General features: G+C 42.4%; 19 protein-coding genes. 13 read left to right on the plus strand and 6 right to left on the minus strand.

Annotation, left to right across the window (positions count from 1 at the left end; translation table 11 throughout):
* Positions 1 to 234: DUF1353 domain-containing protein (locus P8629_RS02855; RefSeq protein ID WP_278164262.1), on the plus strand; the 234-nt coding region annotated here is incomplete at its 5' end.
* Here the strand turns inward: P8629_RS02855 and P8629_RS02860 are convergent.
* Positions 209 to 1,042, minus strand: a complete 834-nt coding sequence (locus tag P8629_RS02860) for a hypothetical protein (protein WP_278164264.1) — start codon at positions 1,040 to 1,042, stop codon at positions 209 to 211. The two genes, P8629_RS02855 and P8629_RS02860, sit on opposite strands and share 26 nt — an antisense overlap.
* A 214-nt stretch (positions 1,043 to 1,256) precedes the next feature.
* Between P8629_RS02860 and P8629_RS02865 the strand changes: the two genes are divergently transcribed.
* Positions 1,257 to 1,760: a DNA adenine methylase gene (locus P8629_RS02865; protein ID WP_278164266.1), complete on the plus strand. Its 504-nt coding sequence runs from the start codon at positions 1,257 to 1,259 to the stop codon at positions 1,758 to 1,760.
* 156 nt (positions 1,761 to 1,916) lie between these two features.
* Here P8629_RS02865 and P8629_RS02870 read toward each other — a convergent pair whose 3' ends face one another.
* The 4 genes from P8629_RS02870 to P8629_RS02885 all read right to left on the minus strand — a co-directional run bounded on the left by P8629_RS02870 (position 1,917) and on the right by P8629_RS02885 (position 8,788).
* Positions 1,917 to 5,234, minus strand: a complete 3,318-nt coding sequence (locus P8629_RS02870) for an efflux RND transporter permease subunit (RefSeq protein ID WP_278164268.1) — start codon at positions 5,232 to 5,234, stop codon at positions 1,917 to 1,919.
* On the minus strand, positions 5,234 to 6,355 hold the full coding sequence (locus P8629_RS02875; RefSeq protein WP_278164271.1) for an efflux RND transporter periplasmic adaptor subunit: 1,122 nt from the start codon (positions 6,353 to 6,355) through the stop codon (positions 5,234 to 5,236). Before P8629_RS02875 ends, P8629_RS02870 begins: the two co-directional genes overlap by 1 nt.
* A 63-nt stretch (positions 6,356 to 6,418) precedes the next feature.
* Positions 6,419 to 7,831 carry a TolC family protein gene (locus P8629_RS02880; RefSeq protein ID WP_278164272.1) on the minus strand — a complete coding sequence of 471 codons (1,413 nt, stop codon included), beginning with the start codon at positions 7,829 to 7,831 and terminating at the stop codon, positions 6,419 to 6,421.
* A 303-nt stretch (positions 7,832 to 8,134) separates the two neighbouring features.
* A complete protein-coding gene (locus tag P8629_RS02885; RefSeq protein ID WP_278164273.1) occupies positions 8,135 to 8,788 on the minus strand; it encodes an alpha/beta hydrolase in 654 nt (217 codons plus the stop codon).
* A 131-nt stretch (positions 8,789 to 8,919) separates the two neighbouring features.
* Here P8629_RS02885 and P8629_RS02890 point away from each other — a divergent pair, with 131 nt between their 5' ends.
* From P8629_RS02890 to P8629_RS02905, 4 genes are all read left to right on the plus strand, one after another.
* Complete coding sequence (locus P8629_RS02890) at positions 8,920 to 10,047, plus strand: 4-phosphoerythronate dehydrogenase (RefSeq protein ID WP_278164275.1); 1,128 nt, start codon at positions 8,920 to 8,922, stop codon at positions 10,045 to 10,047.
* 219 nt (positions 10,048 to 10,266) lie between these two features.
* On the plus strand, positions 10,267 to 10,836 hold the full coding sequence (locus P8629_RS02895; protein ID WP_278164276.1) for a DUF302 domain-containing protein: 570 nt from the start codon (positions 10,267 to 10,269) through the stop codon (positions 10,834 to 10,836).
* Between the two features lie 488 nt (positions 10,837 to 11,324).
* Entirely contained in the window at positions 11,325 to 12,662 is a 1,338-nt protein-coding gene (locus P8629_RS02900; RefSeq protein WP_278164278.1) for an OmpP1/FadL family transporter, read from the plus strand.
* Positions 12,663 to 12,814: 152 nt separating this feature from the next.
* The gene (locus P8629_RS02905) at positions 12,815 to 13,645 is read left to right on the plus strand and encodes an NAD-dependent epimerase/dehydratase family protein (RefSeq protein ID WP_278164280.1); all 831 of its coding nucleotides are present in this window, start codon (positions 12,815 to 12,817) and stop codon (positions 13,643 to 13,645) included.
* A 78-nt stretch (positions 13,646 to 13,723) separates the two neighbouring features.
* On the opposite strand, the gene P8629_RS02910 is transcribed toward P8629_RS02905, so the two are convergent.
* Positions 13,724 to 14,245 (minus strand): FxsA family protein, encoded by a 522-nt coding sequence (locus P8629_RS02910; protein WP_278164282.1) that lies wholly within the window; start codon positions 14,243 to 14,245, stop codon positions 13,724 to 13,726.
* Positions 14,246 to 14,406: 161 nt separating this feature from the next.
* Here P8629_RS02910 and dsbD point away from each other — a divergent pair, with 161 nt between their 5' ends.
* The 7 genes from dsbD to P8629_RS02945 all read left to right on the plus strand — a co-directional run bounded on the left by dsbD (position 14,407) and on the right by P8629_RS02945 (position 21,372).
* Positions 14,407 to 16,596: a protein-disulfide reductase DsbD gene (dsbD, locus tag P8629_RS02915; protein WP_278164284.1), complete on the plus strand. Its 2,190-nt coding sequence runs from the start codon at positions 14,407 to 14,409 to the stop codon at positions 16,594 to 16,596.
* A gap of 269 nt (positions 16,597 to 16,865) precedes the next feature.
* The gene (gene aroQ / locus P8629_RS02920) at positions 16,866 to 17,300 is read left to right on the plus strand and encodes a type II 3-dehydroquinate dehydratase (RefSeq protein WP_278164286.1); all 435 of its coding nucleotides are present in this window, start codon (positions 16,866 to 16,868) and stop codon (positions 17,298 to 17,300) included.
* 43 nt (positions 17,301 to 17,343) lie between these two features.
* Positions 17,344 to 17,799: an acetyl-CoA carboxylase biotin carboxyl carrier protein gene (gene accB / locus P8629_RS02925; RefSeq protein WP_278164288.1), complete on the plus strand. Its 456-nt coding sequence runs from the start codon at positions 17,344 to 17,346 to the stop codon at positions 17,797 to 17,799.
* 12 nt (positions 17,800 to 17,811) lie between these two features.
* Entirely contained in the window at positions 17,812 to 19,161 is a 1,350-nt protein-coding gene (gene accC / locus P8629_RS02930) for an acetyl-CoA carboxylase biotin carboxylase subunit (protein WP_278164290.1), read from the plus strand.
* 91 nt (positions 19,162 to 19,252) lie between these two features.
* Complete coding sequence (prmA, locus tag P8629_RS02935; protein WP_278164292.1) at positions 19,253 to 20,140, plus strand: 50S ribosomal protein L11 methyltransferase; 888 nt, start codon at positions 19,253 to 19,255, stop codon at positions 20,138 to 20,140.
* 9 nt (positions 20,141 to 20,149) lie between these two features.
* Positions 20,150 to 21,112: a tRNA dihydrouridine synthase DusB gene (dusB, locus tag P8629_RS02940; protein WP_278164294.1), complete on the plus strand. Its 963-nt coding sequence runs from the start codon at positions 20,150 to 20,152 to the stop codon at positions 21,110 to 21,112.
* Complete coding sequence (locus P8629_RS02945; protein WP_278164296.1) at positions 21,109 to 21,372, plus strand: helix-turn-helix domain-containing protein; 264 nt, start codon at positions 21,109 to 21,111, stop codon at positions 21,370 to 21,372. Before dusB ends, P8629_RS02945 begins: the two co-directional genes overlap by 4 nt.
* The last annotated feature ends 55 nt before the right edge of the window (positions 21,373 to 21,427 follow it).

The raw sequence follows: 21,427 nt of genomic DNA on the forward strand, positions 1-21,427 counted from the left end.
GCGACCGTTCCGCGCATCTTCTGGCCTATCTTCCCTCCAATCGGACGCTACCTAAAAGCCACTCTGGTTCACGACTACTATCTGCAACAAGGTTTTAAGCGTCATCAGTGTGATTTATGGTTTAGAGAATGCCTGGAAGAGTTGGGCATCAGTACATGGCGCGTAAACGCCATGTTTTATGCAGTGAGGTGTTATGGAGTGTTAAAGGTCAATTTAAACCATGTCTTAAAATAAAGAATGTACCACTGAGGCTATCATAAAGACCCAGTCTAGTGAAATCCATCGCCCAGCTTAACTTATATTTCTCCGGAAGATTACCCATAAACAATTTTGTTAAAAACTCATGGTCGTTTAGCTTAGGATCATTGTTATCAACAATGTAAGTGTAATCCTGCACCATTGAAACGACATTTAGAGTATGTCCACTCATCATTATTGGATTGTCGATAAAAACGCTATTTGGAGGGGTGTTAAACTTAATGACTTTGTCATGAGCTTTTAATAACTCAAGTCTCTCTGGGTGCGGTTCACCATTTTCTAAATGCTCAAAAACGCTGTGTGTAAATATCCCAAGCGTTTGAAATGTGTCATGGGTCACATAAGCAAACAATAGTTCATTAGTTCTATCCATGTGGCCTCTTGGCATTTGAACGCTAGAAAGGTGGAAATGATACAGCCCTTTGGTATTGAGTATCTGGTCTTTGTCTAGCCACTGGTCATCATCACGCCCAATTATGGTATATCCTTTGTCGTGAGCTTGAAGGGATAGGTATGGATTAAGATCTTCTCCTCGATTAGATTTATCAATGATGTCGTTGATTTGTTCTTTATAAATTTGCCAGTGTGGAGATGCTGTAACGTTCGGTGAAATAAGGCTTTTGCGTATTGCTGGACGGATTTGCCTGCTCTTCCAGTTGAGATATGCAAGTAAAACACCTGACAAAGATTCTGACTCGAGCGATTCTTTTGTTTCACGGTTGTTTGGAAAGAAAGGTATTTCTTTTATCAATTCAGATTTAAATTTTTTGAGGCGCTTATTCATAAGTTTTACGTTTAATTAAATTTCTTATTAAATGCTTAAAACACAATGATAAGGCTGAAAATGAATAATAACAAGAAAGGAAAGGAAGCGACCCGTTGATTGCGCCAACAATCAACGAGCCACCCACACATGCTTCATATCAGCATGAGTGAGCCAAGACTCCCCCGCTCGCGCGAGCCGGGGCATTGTATCATTCAAGCTATTGGAGCACCACATGAACATGAAACACAAACCCGTTATATCTTGGATTGGCGGCAAAGGCCGCTTAGCTAATTGGATTCTTCCAAAATTCCCAGAACACACCTGTTACGTCGAAGCCTTTGTTGGAGCTGGGGCACTTCACTTTGCGAAAGAGGAAAGCAAGGTCGAAGTTATCAACGATATCAATAATGATCTGGTCGACCTTTTCAAAGTAATACAACATCATCCTGAAGAGTTTGTCCGCCAGTTTCGATGGGCGCTATCCAGCAGAAAAATGTTTGAATGGCAGAATGAACTTAATCCTGAAGGATTGACAGATATCCATAGAGCGGCCAGATTCTTTTACCTTCAAAAGCTCGCATTTGGAGGCAAGGTTCAAGGAAGGACTTTTGGAACAGCAACAACATCCAAACCAAAGCTGAATCTGTTCAATATTGAAGAAGATATTAGCCAGGCAACCGAGCTACTAATATGGAATGACAACGTCGACCGTAAACTAAAAATGAGCTGTGGATAACTTTAGGTTAAAATGTCGCAAATCAAATGAGTATTTGTACAGTAGCATGTCGCAAACCTTGTGACGCAGTGTCGCAAATCAAAAAGCGCGCTACATCGGCCGGACATAAAAAAACCGCCAGGCCTGGCGGTTTTTTATCATTCTATCTTTTAAGCACTACGGCTTAACTTGGTTTCCTTCGGTATATTTCACTCCCGAATGCCACTGCCAGATAAAGTAAAGCAGTGGAATAACAAGCAAAGTTAAAACCGTTGAAGACAAGGTTCCGAAGATCAGTGAAACCGCTAGCCCACCAAAGACCGGATCGGTAATCATAATCATAGATCCGAACATAATCGCCAACGCCGTTAACAGAATCGGACGAAATCGAACTTTCCCAGCCTCAATAACCGAATCTTTCAAGCTCTTACCTTCATTGCGGTACTCCAGAATAAAGTCAATCAACAACAAGGAATTACGCACCACAATCCCCGCAAGGGCAATCACCCCAATCATCGACGTGGCGGTAAAGGCCTGCCCTGTTAACCAATGCCCGGGAAAAACCCCTATCATTGTTAACGGAATTGCGCCCATGACAATAACCGGCATCATAAAGGAGCGATAGTAGCCCACCAAAATCAAGTAAATGAAAACCAATGCAACAATAAAAGCACTTCCCATGTCACGGAAAACATCTAATGTTAAGCGCATTTCACCGCCCCATAACAAAGAATACCCCATGACATCTTCTGGCTGCGCTTCAACAAACCCTAAATTAGCCGTATGGAAAGTCACATTTGACTCTGGCAGTTTCACACCATCAAGCATCCCATCTAAAGACAGCACGGCATAAACAGGACTGGAGCGTAATAATTCGCCCCCAACCATAACCATCTGATGTTGATCACGACCGATAATCGGTTTGGCTTGCGATACTTCCTCTATTTTGGCAAAGGCAGAAATCGGTACTGACTCTCCGGCACGAGACTGAACATTTAATGATAATAACTGTTCAGGCACCGTTCTTTCCGAACGCGGCAACCGCACAATAATATTTACTGGCTCACGAACATTATCCAAGTGCATATAGCCTAATTCAAAGCCATTAATATAGTCACGTAACATTTTGGCGACTTCAGCCGGCACGATACCTAACAGGTTCGCTTGCGTACGATCAATGTTAATTTGATAACTCGTTGTCGTTGCCGTCACACTGTCATCAATATTGGACAACCCATAAATATCATGCATTTTGGCATTGATTTCTTTCGCAGCCGTTCTCAACTTATCGTAATCCGGCCCGTACAGTTCTGCCATAACCTGAGTGGTCACAGGAGGACCCGGCGGCGTTTCATAAAGCTTAATATTTGCATTTGGAAATGCCTTCTTAAGCGGTGACAATTTTTGATTTAACAATTGCACAATGTCATGTGAAGATAAATCTCGGTCATGCTTACTCACAAGGTTCACTCGGATCTGCGCAAAATTGGAGCCTTCTTTAATCAAGTCTCCACGCACAAGCGCCGCAAAATCAATAGGGGCGTGATCTCCTAGATAAACACTGTAATCGGTAACAAAAGGCGTGTTGGCAATGACCTCATTCACACGACGCACCACAATATCCGTGGCTTCAAGCGCGGTACCTTCCGGCATATCCACCTGAACCAAGAATGTGCTGGTATTGTCATAAGGCAGCATTTTTACTTCTACCCCAGCAGAATGCAGTGGGTTATTCATGCCGTCACCGCGCAAGAACTGCAAAGCGGGTTGGGTCATTGCGGCAAACAATGAAATCAGAACAACAAACAAGAACACATTTCGCTTAGTGCGGCTTTCCAACATTGGCACAATCGACTTTTCATACAATGTCTGCATCCAGTCTGGCTTATTCACGTGGTGTGAAGCCATACTTTCTCGCTCTTTCATTTCTTTCAGGGCTTTCTTACCCAGAAAGCGATAAGACGCGTACGGCACCAGAATATAAGCAATCAACAAAGATGCAACCATCGCCACCGGAACATTAAACGGAATCGGCGCCATAAACGGCCCCATCATTCCAGTAACAAACAGCATCGGAATAAAGGCCAAAATAACCGCAAAGGTAGCGACATTGGTAGGATTACCAATTTCATTCGTGGCTCGAATCAAGACTTCATCAAACTTTTCCGGATCAAATCCTTCATGGATATGCCGATGTATATTCTCGATCACCACAATTGCAGCATCGACCAACAACCCTAATGACAAAATCAAAGCAAATAGCGTAATTCGGTTAATGGTTTGTCCTGACACATAGCCAACAAACAGCACCACAAATAAAATCAAAGGCACCGTCAGCGTTACAATACTTGCTTCTCGCCAACCTAAAAACAGCACCATGACCACGATGACCGATGCAACGGCAATAGCCAAATGCTCCATTAACAAGTTCACCGCTGCGTTGGCTTTTTTACCGTCGTTACGCGTTACAAATACTTCAACATTGGCAGGTAAGGTGCTTTTTTTCAATTCTTGTAATTTGTCCAGCACTGCGTCCGCTACCGTCACAGCGTTGGTTCCAGGCTTCTTGGCGACGGAGATGGTCACCGCAGGTCGTTCTCCCCTAGCAGAAGCCGGATAAGCCGAGCCGTAACCGATACGAGTATCGATATCGGTTTCTTTCGGACCATCTTCAATTCTGGCAATATCTTTTAAATAAATGGGGCGGCCTTTTTCCATACCAATAATGATTTCACCCACTTCTTCTGCATTGCCTAGAAACCCATTGACTCGAATAGGATGACTTTCGTTATTGCTAACAAGCGAACCAACCGGCAAAGAAACATTACTGCCTTTCAACATTTTGCTGATTTGTTCAAGCGACATGCCTGTTAGCGCAATCTTTTGCGCATCCAACCATACATTCACCGCTCGACGTTTGCCGCCGACCACTTCGGTGAAGGACACCCCCGGCGTGTTTCTCAGGTTCTCCACCAGCTTAAGCGAGATATCGCGTAAATCGTAACCCGACAACTCATCCGAGGTCACTGCCAGCGTTAAAATCGGTACATCATCGACATTAATAGGTTTTATCAAAGGTTGCTGCGTATCAGGCGGCATCTTATCCATATTTTGCATGAGCTGGTTATACAGTTTTACCAAGCTATCCACCTGATTTTCGCCCACATCAAACTGAACCGTGACCACCCCAAAGTCATTGGACGCATAGCCAAAGGTATGTTTTACGCCTGGTAAAGCACCCATGATGGTTTCAAGCGGCTTGACCACCATATTTTGCACTTCACTTGGCGTTGCGCCACCTTTCGGCACGATAATATTGGCTGCCGGCACCACGATCTGAGGATTATATTCCCGCGGTGTCACCATATACGCCAAACTCCCCGCCAAGGTGACTGCAACCATAATCATCATGGTAATTTTCGAATGAATAAAAGCTTTCGCAAGCTTTCCTGCAATATTTAAATCAGAGGTTTGTTTTTCATCTGTACTCGACATTAGGCAGCCCCTTTCTGTACCGTACTCTTAACGTCTTTTGCTTCAATCGCATCGACTTTATCACCATTTAACAAGCTCATATTGTTATCGACGACGATATGATCCCCTAAATTTAAACCGGCTTTAATTTCGACTTTATCACCAATTTCTTCTCCCAAACGCACCATATGGAAATAGGCTTTTCCATCGTCAACCACAAAAACCCCCTCAATACCCGAACGGTTTAAGACAGCTGTTTTAGGCACCATCATCGTTTGTCTTTCACCGCGTTTAAATCCAACGCGTGCAAACGTACCGCTGTTGACATTCACAACCGCAGGCAAACTCAGTTTAACGGTATGCGTTCTAGTTTTAGGATCAGCCGCGCTCACCAGTGTATAAATAGTGCCTTTAATCGATTCTGGCTGACCATCAATCATGATCTCAGCTTCATCACCAAGTCGTAATACGGCAAATAGATCTTCTGCAACCTGTGTTTTAACACTTAAAGAGGTTAGGTTTTCCAACACCAAAACAGGGTTTCCTGGAGCAGCCAATCCACCAGCGACGGCCATCTTATCGACCACCACCCCATCAAAAGGGGCTTTTACGTTGGCATAGTTTAATTGTGATCTGGCTTGATTTAAGTTGGTTTTCGCTGCTACTAAGTTTTCTTGTGCCACTTTGTATTGCAAGCTGACTTTATCAAACTGCTGCTTGGAAACCGAATCATCTTTATAAAGCTTTGAAAAACGATCGTAGTCTAGCTTGGCATCTTTTAAAGCGGCTTGAGCTTGCTGGTATGCTGATTTTGCTTTTAAAATCTGACTATTAACATCACTGGAGTCAATCGAAAAGAGCATCTCTCCTTTTTTGACCTCTTGCCCCACTTTGACATTGAAGTTCTTGATATACCCCATCAAGCGAGAAGCAATCTGTGCCTTTTGATCGGGCACGACCGCACCGGGCACGATTGCTTTCAAAGAAATCGTGCCCAAACTTACCGTTTCAACCGGCGCTTTAATGGTTTGTTGAATTCCGTTGGCCTGATTCACATCTTGTGATTCTTCTTGACCACAACCCGACAAGCCAATCATCGCAATCAAACTACTCGTTAGCATCAGTTTTGACATGGTTTTCATTGAGTTCACCTATTAACTATTATTCTTTATATATGATTTATTATTTGTATGTACGTTTCGGTTTTATAATTGATCAACACTCATAACACCGGCTTCTAGACGTAACTTCGCTTTATGAATATTCTTTTCAAACACCGACTGAACTAAATTGGCTCGTGCCTTATCTAGTTGCGCCTGACTGGCGAGCACTTCTGTCATCGTCGACACACCATTCTTGTAGCGTTTCATAATCAGACGTTGCGCCTCTTCACCCTGTTCAACCGCTAAACGATTTGAGGCAACTTGTTTTTCAGCCACTTTCAGCGTTCGCCATGATTTTAAAACCGCTAAACGGGTTTGATTTTCTTGAGACCGTAATGCGGCTTGTTTTTGATAGGCTGCGGCTCTCGCCTTATTGATTCGATTAGAAGTAATACCAAAGTCGGTAATTTTCCACGACACAATCCCTGCGACCGTATAAGAAGAGCTTTCAAAACCGACCGTATCATCGTTAAACTCTCCTCTGGCCATAATATTGAAACTGGGATATTGATCAGCTTTGCTGGCATCAACCGCTGCACGACTTGAGCGCGCTTCTTCTCTTTGTGCTTCTAATTTTGGGTTGGTTGACGTCGCCATGACCGTTAGTTCTTTTACGGATTTCGCAGGTAACGAAACATCCACTCTTGGACCGATTTCTAAAGGCATATCAGGATCAACTGCCATCAACATCTTTAAGCTGTCTTTTGCAATCAACTCTTTCGTTTTTGCTTTCTCAAGTGCGGTTTTCGCTTCAGACAGGTGCACATTTGCACTTAACAGTTCTGAACGCACCACAACGCCTTGATCGACTAAATTACGCGTGGTTTTGACATAAGCTTCGGACGCTTTAACAGCTTGCTCAGCCACCGAAACAAACGCCCGGGCCGTATGCACGCCTTCATACGCCTGATAAACATTATAAGTTAGGTATTGCTGAACGGCTTTATCACCATGTTGTGCTGCTTTGATCATGGCTTTCGCTTGGTTCTGATAGCTTGAGACTTTACCGCCATTCCAAACGGGAATTAAAACTTCCAAGCGCGAATTAAAATCAGAGTGAGAACCCGGATTATTTAAATCATCAGGTTTATAGGCATAGTTTTGAGAACTAAATTCGGCCGCAGACGTCGCATTAAACCCAAAATCACTAAATGCAGCATCTCGTTGACTTAATTTCATCCCGAAGACATTCAAGGCATTATTAGAATTCGTGCCCGTAAAGGAAGCTGTGACTTGAGGCATTCGATTGGCATCTGACTCAGCCAAAGCATATTCTGCCTGTTTGAGCCGATATTCACTGACTTCCATTTCAGGGTTCTGACCTAATGCAGTTTCCACACAGGCTTTAAAATCGAGTGGTGCCGCTTCAGCTGAAGACAAAAATGCCACCCATATAACTAAAGGCAATAAAGAAGTACGAGGTTGAGAATGACACAGTGCTTTTATTGCTTTCATAAAGTATTTTCCCCAGGGGTTTTAGCGATTAAATTTAGTCGTAATACACAATAATTCTAAATAACGTTTTTACATGTTGTCGGCGTCTTTCACAAACAACCTAAACAACGTTATAAAGCCTGTTTTTATAATAAAAACAACATTACCGACCTTCGAACGATAACTCAAACTTATTAGAGTATTAGCATTTACTTATAATGATTGCGAATTATATATAAGTTTTTCCTTATATTCCATGCTTGACCACATAAAAACCATTACTTCTAATGAAAAAACGACTAACCTCTTTTCAAACCTCCCGGCTCAGCCACCAAACGAAGTCATCACCACTTTCTTTAACCAAATAAGCTGCCGATGAAAAAAGTGACTTGCTTCCCCTCGCCAAAAAATATCAGGCTGTTTATTCAATTGAATCGCCCAATCCACCACCTCTTTTGCATCAATGACTTCATCTTGCCCGCCTTGTATTAAAAACCAAGGCATCTGCGGCTGTATTCCTGAAAAGTCATACATAGACACTGGTGGTGCGACAGTGCAGATAGCTGTCGGCTGAATGTGTTCTGCTTGCTTCAGCACGATATAGCTTCCAAAGGAAAATCCGGCTAAAACAAGCTCTGAAACCGTTTCATTCTTTCTCAACCAATCCACCACTTGATATAAATCTCGTTGCTCGCCTTCTCCACCGTCATACTTTCCTTCAGACTTGTCCACCCCTCTAAAGTTATACGCCAAGGTGCCATATCCCAAATTTTGAAACGTTTTTTCCATGGTGGTAACAACTTTATTATTCATGGTGCCTTCAAATTGAGGGTGAGGATGACTCAACACAACCCATTTTTTTGTGTCCCTTAAAGCTAAACCCTCCGTTGAATTTTGACCAGGCCTGGTCATTCTAATCTCTATGCGACCCGCTTCACCGGTAATATAATCTGGCAGTATGGTTGTTGTTTTTGTCATTTTTACTCAATTATTCTATTTACTGATTCTTTAAAAGGATTGATACAATATAGTTTAATGAAGTCTCTAACGACTTTAAATAACTTAATCGATAAAATATCGCTTTCACTTTCTTATTTAAATGGGTTGCTATGAAACCAAGCCGAACTTTAGTAATAGACGATGCGGTTCCTTTCGCAAAAGAGCTGTTTTCCCATTTAGGAAAAATTATCACGCTGCCAGGAAAAGAAATTGGCGCGGAACACCTCCAGAATGCGGATGCCCTAATTGTGCGGTCTCGCACCCAAGTGAATGCAACCTTACTGGAACACACTCCTGTTTCTTTTGTCGGCAGCACAGTTGTCGGCTTAGATCATGTTGACCAAGCTTATTTAAAAAAACAAGGCATCGAGTTTTATTCAGCACAAGGTTGTAATGCAAATTCCGTCGCTGAATATGTCATTACCAACATAGTGAATCTGGCGATTGAAAAAGGATTCGATCTGACAGAAAAGAGCTTAGGTATTATTGGTGTGGGTCATGTCGGTAAACTGGTCGAAAAAAAAGCACATGCACTCGGCATGACGGTGCTCCTAAACGATCCACCGAGAGCTCGACAAGAGACGGAAAAAACCTTTGTTGATTTAGACACGGCGCTTGAAGCAGATATTATCACTGTGCATACGCCACTGACAAAATCTGGACAAGATGCCACTTATCATCTACTTTCTGCTGACAAACTTAAAAAGATTCTGCCCCATCAAATTATTATCAATGCCGCTCGAGGGGGCATTATTGACGAGCACGCCTGGGCCAAAACGCCCACTCTAAGTAATATCATTGATTGCTGGGAAAACGAACCTAACATTGACCCTGATCTTTACAACAAAGCGGATATTGCAACGCCACATATTGCCGGGCATGCTCTAGATGCCAAAATCGCTGGCAGCGAAATGGTGTATGAAGCGCTTTGCCAACATTGGAAAATCACGCCTGATGATGCTTGGCGCCAATATTTACCACCTCTGCCTAAACCCATTTCCATCACGCTTTCTGGAAATCAACAAAAAGATATTCATACAATATTACAGCAATGCTACCGCCCCCAAGAAGATGATACCGCGATTAGAACAAGTAACATCATAACTACCCATAAAAAATATGAATACTACCGAAGACACTATCCTGAGCATAGAGAATGGCATCAGCACACCATCATCAAAACAGGAGACGAAACCTTCAACAACCTGCTGTATTCCTTAGGGTTTCACCTTATCTAAAACACCTCAAAATAAACACTTAATAAAAAAGTTATATTAGAATGTGATTATGTTTATAAAAGAAAGTTATCAGCCCACAAAAAAATTAATTTTTAATTTATAGACAACAAGAGTAACCTTGTTTGCTGAAAATTGATTCAAATCAAGCCTAAAAAATGCGTATAGTTTAAATATCAAAATGCATTCTTGATTACAAAAAAAGCAACGGAGAAAGACTCAATGAAAATCGCTAACTTTTTTAAAGCCGCCTTTATTGCCGCTTCAATCACCACCCTAACAGGTTGTGGAACCATTAATGGGATCAACAATCTTGCAGATGGTGCTGGTGGCACGTTCATGGAAATCTGGGATAAATGGGTTGAAGCAGAAGGTGACATCGCTGACGCCACTATGTGGGAAGTAAAAGTTGAAGACGGTATTGAATTGCAAGATGTTATCGACTCAATCAACAACGTCGGGATTAACCGTAATATTAAAAACGTAGGGGAACTTCCTCTGTCAGAAGAACTAAAAGCACGTGGCATTGAATCAAAAGTGATTCACGTCATGTCATTCTGTAACCCAGAAACAGCTCGTAAGATGGTTGATTTCTCACCAGCAATGGGTGGTTTCCTTCCTTGTCGTGTCAACATCATTGAAGAAGAAGATGGATTGCACATCTACACTATGAATATGGACATGGCAATTAAGATGGGTAAGAAAATGCCGCCAGAACTAAGAGAAGCAACCATGAAAGTACGTGATACTATGTGGGAAATGCTTCAAAAAGGGAAAGAAGGCGCATTCTAAGCATCGCACTTAATCCTTTTTAAAATTAAGCCTGCTTCTTAGCAGGCTTTTTTATTTCTAAACAACACATTCAGCCTTCCCACCTTTCTATCTAACCCAAATTTATAAACTCAATATCATTCCTCATAACGCATTAAATCCGTACGATTAACTTAACCCTATCTCAATGCTTAAAATCACTATTTAATAATATTAGAAACTTATGATAAAAAAAATCAGTGCTTACATAAAATTATTTTCATTTTGAAAAAAACTGCACCATAAATAAGATAATACTAATATTACTATTTTCTCATATTCTTTATATTCAACGACTTACGCTCAAAATAAGTAATTTAACCACCTAATTAATTAGTAGTTATTAATACGGATTAACCCCCCTAATCGGCCATAAAAATTTTTTGATTATTAAAAGACTTATAACTTCGGCATAGTAGCTTCTGACGAAAAACAGCATGCTGGCAATCAAGTAGATAAATGGCACCAACATGCTTAAATTGTATTCATTAGATAAAAAAGAGAGACACTCGATGAAAAAAACAAGAATCGCTTTAGCAATTGCAACAGCTGCAATGGTTTCAACACCTGTTCTAGCAACGAACGGTGACAACTTAATTGGTTTAGGTGCTCATTCACGCGCAATGGGTGGTACAGGGACTGCCGCATTCTTTGGGTCTGAAAATGCATTAACAAACCCTGGTCTGTTAGGAAAATCAGAAGGCACTGAGTTCACAATTGGCGGCACTTTATTCATGCCAAATGTTAAAGCAACTACTAATGTTGCTACAGGTGTTGCAGGTCAACCTGCTGCATCAGACACTAGCTCAGCCGACACAAACATAATCCCTGAAGTTTCTTTATCAACTCGACTAACTGATAACCTTACTTTTGGTCTAGGGATTTTTGGCTCTGCTGGTATGGGGGTAAATTATAGAGATGGTGATCCTAATTCAGCAACAAACCCAAACAACGGGCTGTTCCAAGCTCAATCAAACTTACAAATCATGCGATTTGCACCATCGTTAGCATATAATTCAGGTAAATTTGGTATAGGTTTTGCACCAATCATTCAATACGGTTCATTAGATATGAACTACTACAAAGATAGTGATGGAAACGGATCATTCGATCAAACTGTCGGTGAAGGCATGAGCTCTGACCTTGGATATGGTTACAACATTGGTGGTTATTTTGATGTGATGAACAACCTTACCATTGGTCTTGATTATCAATCTGCAATTGACATGAAATACAAAAACCAAATTACAACTGCCGCAGGTGGGTTTGGTTTATCAGGTTTTGGCAACAACCTTGAACAACCTGCAGAAATTAAAGTCGGTGTTGCATATGACATGGGTAACATCACTGTAACTGGTGACTATAAACAAATTGCTTGGGGTTCAGCTAAAGGCTATAAAGACTTCAACTGGAAAGATCAAAACGTATTTGCTTTAGGTGCTAAATATAAAGGTCAAGGATTCTGGTTAGGCGCAGGTTATAACTACGCTGAAGATCCTATTGAAAAAATGGATGAATCAAACACTAACACTAATGCATACTCAAACCAAGCAACAAATCTATTTAACAATCACTTTTTCCCAGGTATTGTTGAACAACACTTTACGTTTGGTGGTGGTTATGGCTTAACTAAAAATTTAGCTATTGATGGTGCGATTACTTATGCCCCTAAAGTTACAAAAACAGTTAATACAACAGCCGTTTCTACTGGTCTGAACGGTGGTTCAGCACCAGCATCAGGAACGACTTACCATAAAGTAGAGCATTCTCAAATGGGTTACACAGTATCTCTACGCATGAACTTCTAATTTAGCATTAGAATTCATTCTTAATAAAAGCCCCTTTTTAGGGGCTTTTATCGTTCTATCAGTAACTTTTTAACTTCTTAATCATTTGCTATATTCCCTTTATCTTTTTTTGTGATACTATGCGAAAAACAAGCTAATTAAAGGGTAAACATATGGCGCGCGTTTTAATTGCAGGATGTGGCGACATCGGTTGTCGTTTAGGAATTAACTTAACGAACAAAGGTCATGAGGTTTTTGGCATTCGACGAGATGCTTCAAAAATCAGTGAACCTATTCACCCCATTGAAGCTGACTTGTTCGGCCAACTCCCCCAGCTACCTGATCAGTTGGATTACGTTTTCTATATCGTTTCCGCCAAAAGCTATAACGATCTCGCTTACTTTAAAGCGTATGTTATGGGATTAAACCACTTGATTGAAGCGCTTAGAGGTCAGTCCATCAAACGCCTTTTCTTTATCTCCAGTTCATCGGTATTTTCTCAATCTGAAGGGGAACGCGTCACCGAAGAAAGTCCAGCGGAAGGTAAAAACTTTTCCAGCCGTCGTTTATTGGAAGGGGAAGAACTTGCTTTAAACGCTCCTTTTCCTGGAACCGTGATTCGTTTTGGAGGTATTTACGGGCCTGGACGAACCTATCTTATTGATTTAGTTCAGCAAGGAAAAGCCCACTGCATGGAAGACGTGTACAGCAATCGAATCCATTCTGAAGATTGCGTCGGCTTGTTGGAACACCTAATGGAGCAACCTGATTTAGATCCGATTTATATTGGCGTGGATGATGAACCGACATTGACGTGTGAAGTATATGAATGGTTAGCTGAGCAACTTTCGGTGTCCAACATTGAACACCTTGAACCGACAGAAAACAGTCGGGCTTTAAGAAGTAACAAACGACTTTCAAACGCCAAGGCTAAGGCAACCGGTTACACATTTAAGTACCCAAGTTACCGTGAAGGGTATCTGGAAATTTTGGAGTCAATGTAAGAACTGAGAATGATATAAACTAAAAACGACCAGGCCTGGTCGTTTTTTTAATGAATCAAAGCACGCTCTTTTATTCCCTCAACGAGAAGATTTGTTATCCTCATCCAGCACTTCCCCTTCAATCACATCTGAGTCCTTCTCTGGCGAGTTCGATTTAATCACTCTTCTATGCTGAATAGAATGACCGTCCGAAGAATATTCAGTCCACTCGGTTTCATACACTTGGCCTTTATACTGGGCATATTGTGCTTGGCGCTGTGCAATCAATTTTTTAGCCATTAATTGTCGTACAAAAGGAATCAACAACAAGAACCCCATCGCATCGGTAATCAGCCCAGGAATCAATAACATCAACCCGCCTAAAAAGATAAATACCCCTTCCATCATTTCAACAGCAGGCACTTGTCCTTGCGCCATATTCAACTGCGCTTTCTGCATGGTGGCAATCCCCTGATGACGCATAAGCCCTGCCCCAGCTATGGCGGTGACTATGGTTAATAGAATGGTTGGTAACGCACCAATCTTACTGCCGACTTCAATCAGAACATAAAGCTCCACCAAAGGAACAAATAAAAATAATAGGAAGAAAATTTTAAACATAAAGGTCTCTTTAAGACAGAATTTAAATAAAGTCATCAATCTTTGCGAATGACTGTCAGCATTTACACAAAGTTTGCACAACATCGTAACGCGATTCTACGTTAAAATCGTGGTTAACTTATTACATAAGTCTTTATATTGTTTTTTCAAGGTGAACACAAATGAGAAACACACCGTTTTTTAAATATCTACTAACGATATTGCTATTTTTAACACTGAACCCAGCCTCTGCATCAGAAGAGTTATTAGACGTTGATCAAGCTTTTTCTTTACAGCCTGTTAAAGTTGAAAACGGACAAGCCAAAATCAGCTGGAAAATCGCAGAGGGTTACTATTTATATAAGAAACGTATTTCTATTGAATCGGACGATATCGAACTCAGCCCACCTCATTTCCCTAAAGCCATCACTAAAAATGATCCCGTTTTTGGACAAAGTGATGTGTTTAAACATCAACTCACTGTAACGCAGCCTTATGCCGGAAATGCAACCAAAGCAACGTTAACAATCAAATACCAAGGCTGTGCAGAAGATCTAGGGGTTTGTTACCCGCCACAAACCCGTTCTATAAAAGTTGAATTTCCTGCTGCGGCAAAGACAAATGGAAACACCCTTGCTGATTTAAATAACTTAATCGTCGATAGTTCCGGAGCAGATTTACTCCCAGCCGATGAAGCTTTCCAACTGCAAGTTTCTCCCAATAACAACAACCAGTTGATTCTTGATTTTCGGGTTGCGAAAGGGTACCACCTATATAAAGACAAAATTAAAGCCGTTCTAAAACAAGGAAATGCCACTCTCGGCAGCCTTCAACTCCCAGATGCGGTACAAGCAAACGATCCGGTTTTCGGAGATGTTCAAGTTTATCATGGCGACTTTCAAGCCATTTTACCCGTTGAAAATATTGCTGATACCGCCGAAATAGAAATTCAATACCAAGGTTGTTCCTCTGAATCAGGCGTTTGTTACCCGCCGGCTAAAAAACAGATGACTTTACAAGCCAGTGACTTTAAGACAACAACGACAAACGCACTGCCTGAACAAAAAGCTTCGAACGATTTATCCGAAACAGACCAGATTACCAGTACTTTACAAAACAGTTCCGTTTGGATTGTGATCGGCACCTTTTTCCTATTCGGGTTATTATTGTCGCTGACACCCTGCGTATTCCCAATGATTCCAATCCTTTCCAGCATCATTGTCGGGCAAGGCGACCAACTGACTACGCGTAAAGCATTTGTGATGTCTTTAGTCTACGTATTGGCAATGTCGATCACTTATACCGTTGCCGGTGTTTTAGCGGGCATTTTTGGCGAAAACCTTCAGGTTCTTTTCCAAAACCCATGGATTATCGGTAGTTTCGCCTTAATCTTCATCGCGCTTGCTTTTTCCATGTTTGGCTTTTACGAACTACAACTGCCAAATAGTGTGCAATCCAAAATCACAAACTTATCCAACAAACAACAAGGTGGCACTTTAACCGGGGTTGCGGTTATGGGCTTCCTGTCAGCGTTGATTGTGGGACCTTGTGTCGCCCCCCCTCTTGCCGGCGCTTTGATCTACATTGGGCAAACCGGTGATGCCCTCCTTGGCGGCATCGCCTTATTTGCCATGAGCATGGGGATGGGCGTTCCACTGCTTCTGCTAGGCACGTCAGCAGGGAAATTGTTACCGCGTGCAGGTGCGTGGATGGATAATGTCAAAGCCATCTTCGGGGTTCTAATGATTGGGGTCGCCATTTGGATGGCCGAAAGAATCTTACCGGAATCAGTAATTCTATTTGCCTGGGCGGCATTATTGATTGGGTCAGCTATCTACCTTGGCGCCTTGGAGCCTATTGGCGAAAAATCCGGGTGGCACAAACTGGCAAAATCAATTGGCATGATTTTCTTAGTCTATGGTGCAGCCATGTTGATCGGCTTGGCGGGCGGCAGCAAAAACGTCTTGCAGCCGTTAACGGTCTTTCAATCCACTGGAACTATCAGCAATAGCGCAACACAGCACCTGAACTTTAAAAAAATCAGTACATTAGAAGAACTCAACGTCGAAATTGCCAAAGGCAAGCCAGTCATGCTCGACTTCTATGCGGATTGGTGCATCAGCTGCAAGGAAATGGAAAAATTCACTTTCTCCGACCCAACCGTTCAGCGCGCGCTGGCAAACGTCACTTTATTAAAAGCTGACGTTACCGCCAACAATGCAAACGATAAAGAGCTCATGAAAGCCTTTAACATTATCGGACCACCGGCTATTTTATTCTTTAACAACCAACAAGAACAAAAGGCACAACGCGTTGTCGGGTTTAAAAAAGCCGAGCCATTTAGACAAAATATTACTCAAGCCTTTCAGTAATATTGACAACTCAATGCAACCATTTCATTAAAAACGGCCAGGCCTGGCCGTTTTTAACCCTTCCTTCCAATACGCTTTTTACCCCACTATCGTTACTGAACTATTATTTCCAAGAATTAAAACCTATTTTTTCACTTAACTAAAACTTCGCAACATTTCACCGATTTTCACGACTTTTTTATAACTTTCTATATCAACAAATCGAACTTTCAGGTATAATTTTCAACAATTTAATGATTAGCTCCACTGAATGATTCAAGGATACTTTCATGGCAAACATTCTCGTAATCAACGGTCCCAACCTCAATATGCTCGGCAAGAGAGAGCCGGAATATTATGGCCGCCAAACCTTAGGCGACATTATTGAGGAACTTGAAACCCTTGCTGATGATTATGAAGTGCGTTTACACAACTTCCAGAGCAATGCCGAACATGAAATCGTAGAACGCATCCAGACAGCGATTGAAGACATTGATTTTATTATCATCAACCCCGCTGCTTTCACGCATACTAGCGTGGCGATCAGAGATGCATTATCGACCGTTAAGATTCCTTTTATTGAAGTACACCTGTCTAACATTCATAAAAGAGAAGCTTTTCGAACCCATTCATATTTTTCAGACATTGCCGAAGGCGTGATTGCAGGACTGGGGCCAATAGGCTACCAGCTCGCGTTGGCCGCAGCAGTTGAAAAACTAAAATAAATAAATACATTTAAATAACGACTATTTAAGAGGAATAGAGAACATGGATATTCGTTCAATTCGTAAATTGATTGAAATTGTAGAACAGTCTGACGTTGCTGAAATTGAAATTAAAGAAGGTGAGCATAATATTCGCATCACTCGCAGCAAAGAGCCTGTCATGATGTCTGCGCCAGCACACGTTGCATACGAATCAGCACCCGCGGCAGCGGCCCCACAACAAGCGACTGCGCCAGCAGAAGCACCAGCACCTGCTGCAGAGACTGGACACACCGTCCCTTCTCCAATGGTAGGTACTTTTTATGGTTCTCCATCTCCGGATGCAGGACCATTTGTTAGCGTTGGTGATCAAGTTTCAGCAGGGGATACCCTTTGTATTATTGAAGCGATGAAAATCATGAACCCAATTGAAGCAGATGTTTCTGGAACAGTGAAGAAAATTCTTGTTCAAAATGCCGAACCAGTTGAGTTTGGCCAAGCTTTATTCATCATCGAATAATAGGATACCTGCATGATTGAAAAAATTCTGATTGCCAACCGCGGAGAAATCGCACTACGCGTGCTAAGAGCCTGTAAAGAAATGGGCATCAAAACGGTCGCAGTCCACTCCACCGCGGATGCTAACCTTAAACATGTTTTACTGGCTGATGAGTCTGTCTGTATTGGACCGGCACCCTCTTCTGAAAGTTACCTGAATATTCCAGCCATTATTTCGGCGGCAGAAATTACCGATGCTGAAGCCATTCACCCCGGCTATGGTTTTTTATCAGAGAACGCCGACTTTGCCGAGCGCGTTGAAGAAAGTGGCTTTATTTTTATGGGGCCTAAAGCGGAAACCATTCGCGTTATGGGTGATAAAGTTTCAGCCATCCGTGCAATGAAAGCCGCAGGTGTGCCAACAGTTCCTGGTTCAGGCGGCCCATTAAGTGATGATGAAGACGCTAACAAACAACTGGCTAAAGAGATTGGCTACCCAATCATCATCAAGGCCTCTGGCGGCGGTGGCGGACGTGGGATGCGTGTTGTTCATACCGAATCAAACTTAATCAAATCGATTCAATTGACTAAGTCAGAAGCCAGTAGTTTCTTCGGAAACCCAGAAGTGTATATGGAAAAATTCCTAGAAACGCCTCGCCACATTGAAATTCAAGTGTTGGCCGACGGCCAAGGCAATGCTATTCACCTAGGAGAGCGGGATTGTTCTATGCAGCGCCGCCATCAAAAAGTGGTTGAAGAAGCACCTGCCCCTGGCATTACGGAAGAGCAGCGTAACCGTATTGGACAAGCCTGTGTTAACGCTTGCCTTGAAATCAACTATCGTGGCGCAGGAACTTTTGAGTTTTTATATGAAAACGGCGAATTTTATTTCATCGAAATGAATACTCGTTTACAGGTAGAACACCCAGTGACTGAACAAGTCACTGGTGTCGACTTAGTAAAAGCTCAGATTGAAATTGCAATGGGTAAACCGTTGAGTATTAAGCAAGAAGATATCATCATTCGAGGCCACGCCATTGAGTGTCGTATTAATGCTGAAAACCCATCGAACAACTTCATTCCATCCCCCGGTAAAATCGAACGCTTGCACTTGGCGGGCGGCATCGGCGTACGCTGGGACTCACATATCTACACAGGGTATCCGGTTCCACCACACTACGATTCAATGATTGGAAAACTGATCTGTTACGGACCAGACCGTACTTCGGCGATTGCACGCATGGACACCGCTTTGGATGAACTGATTATCCAGGGAATCGAAACCAATATCCGTATGCAACGCGAAATCATGAATGACTTTGGTTTCTGCGAAGGGGAACAAAACATACATTACTTGGAGCATCGTTTAGAGCACCTTGTGTAACCCCTCTTTCGTATAAAAAACCATTTAATCAACCACGTCGAGCCTGTAATTTAATTATTGGCGGCGTGGTTTTTACGTTTAAAGGACCCATATGGCCTGGATTCAAATTAACACTACTGTTTCGGAAGCACTCGCAGAACCTTTATCGGATGCTTTCATGGAGGTCAATGCCGCTTCAGTCACGTTTGCGGATGCAAAAGACCAACCGATTTTCGAACCTGAAATCGGCACAACCCCCATTTGGAGTCAAACAAAGGTCATTGGCCTATTTGATGCGGAAGCAGACATTCCAGCCACGATTGAACAGCTAAATACTTTAATACCTCAAGTGCCTTCTTCTGCTTATACCATTGAGCCCTTGGAAGATAAAGATTGGGTCCGCGCCTGGATGGATCAGTTCCAGCCGATGCAATTTGGATCACGTTTATGGATTGTACCCAGCTGGTGTGATATTCCCGAACCGAATGCCGTTAATCTTATGCTGGACCCAGGCATGGCGTTTGGAACCGGCACCCACCCAACAACCTCTTTATGTCTCACCTGGCTAGATCAAAACCCGCCAAAAAATTTAAACGTGATTGATTACGGCTGTGGTTCTGGTGTCTTGGCTCTGGCGGCTGAAAAACTGGGCGCGAATGATGTCAAAGGCACGGACATTGACCCACAAGCCATTATTGCCAGCCAACAAAACGCCGAAAGAAATAACGCGACAATTGCATTTCAGCTGGTTAAAAACTTTCAATCTGAACCGGTTGACTTATTAATTGCCAACATTCTTGCAGGCCCGCTCAAAGAACTTGCGCCAGAGTTTATTCGATTGATGAAACCGCATGCCACGTTGGTTTTATCGGGTTTATTAAGTAATCAAGCAGCGGATTTGATTACCTTTTATCAGCAACAAGGATTTAAATTCGTGGCGCAAAATGATTTGGATGAATGGTCGCAACTCAGCTTTATCAAACAAACACCCTCTGACTAGTTTTGCAGCATGATGACGTTATTTGACTCTGAAACACCAACGATTGCCCTCGCACCAATGGCAGGCATCACTGATAGAGTTTATCGTGATATCTGTCGTGAATCAGGCGCGAACTATGCCGTTTCAGAAATGGTCGCCTCAAAAAAACAGTTGCGGGAGTCTGCTAAATCTTCAACGCGTCATGCTGATAAAACTGAACTCTCACCCCGCATAGTCCAGTTATTGGGCACACATCCACAGGAGTTGGTGGATGCCGCTTTATGGCAGCAAGCTCAAGGAGCAGACATCATTGACCTCAACATGGGCTGCCCTGCCAAAAAAGTATGTGATGTCGCCGCAGGCTCGGCCTTAATGGGCAAACCTGAATTAGTTTCAGATATTTTTAAAAGCCTGACCGAAGCGGTTGAGTTGCCGGTAACGGTTAAAATTCGAACCGGAACAGATACTGAGAATATCAATGCCATCGAAATCGCCAGACTGGCGCAAGAATCAGGGCTTAAAGCGATTACAATACATGGGCGCACCCGTGCAGACAAATTTAATGGTCAAGCCGAGTATGACACCATCAAAGCTGTAAAACAGGCGGTTGAAATCCCTGTTATTGCAAACGGTGATATTTGCAGCCCAAAAGAGGCTCAATTTGTATTAAAATATACCGGTTCAGATGGAATTATGATTGGCCGAGCCGCGCAAGGATATCCTTGGATTTTCAGAGAGATAGCACACTTTTTAAAAACAGGAGAGCTTTTATCTCCTCCCAGTTTCGCTGAGTTTCACCAAGTGATGATCCGACATTTTACGGAACTGGATGTGCTTTACGGCAACCATTTAGGTCATAAAATTGCTCGAAAACATCTGGGCTGGTATAGCCAATACCTTCCTAATGGTAAAGAGCTAAGAAAAAAATTTAATCGGCTTGAGAGCACTCAGGCGCAACTCAACTTAATCAACCATTACTTTGATACTTTATGACATTACAATCCGATAACAGTCCTGCGAATCAGGCACTCAGCGCACATGTCACCACGACGCTGAAAAATTATTTCGAAACACTGGAAGGCGAAGTGCCAAGTGATGTTTATCAAATGGTGATCAGCCAGGTCGAGCGCCCGCTAATCGAGTTTGTGTTAAACGAAACCGCTTTTAATCAAAGTCGATCCGCTGAGATATTGGGTATCAACCGTAATACCTTAAGAAAAAAAATGCAGCTTTACAAAATAGTGCAAGCATAAAAACAAATTCGCCTATGACAGGCACCCCTTTTACTGACTAACCAATTTTGGAGAA

Source organism: Hydrogenovibrio sp. 3SP14C1, assembly GCF_029625905.1.
Taxonomy (GTDB): Bacteria; Pseudomonadota; Gammaproteobacteria; order Thiomicrospirales; family Thiomicrospiraceae; genus Hydrogenovibrio.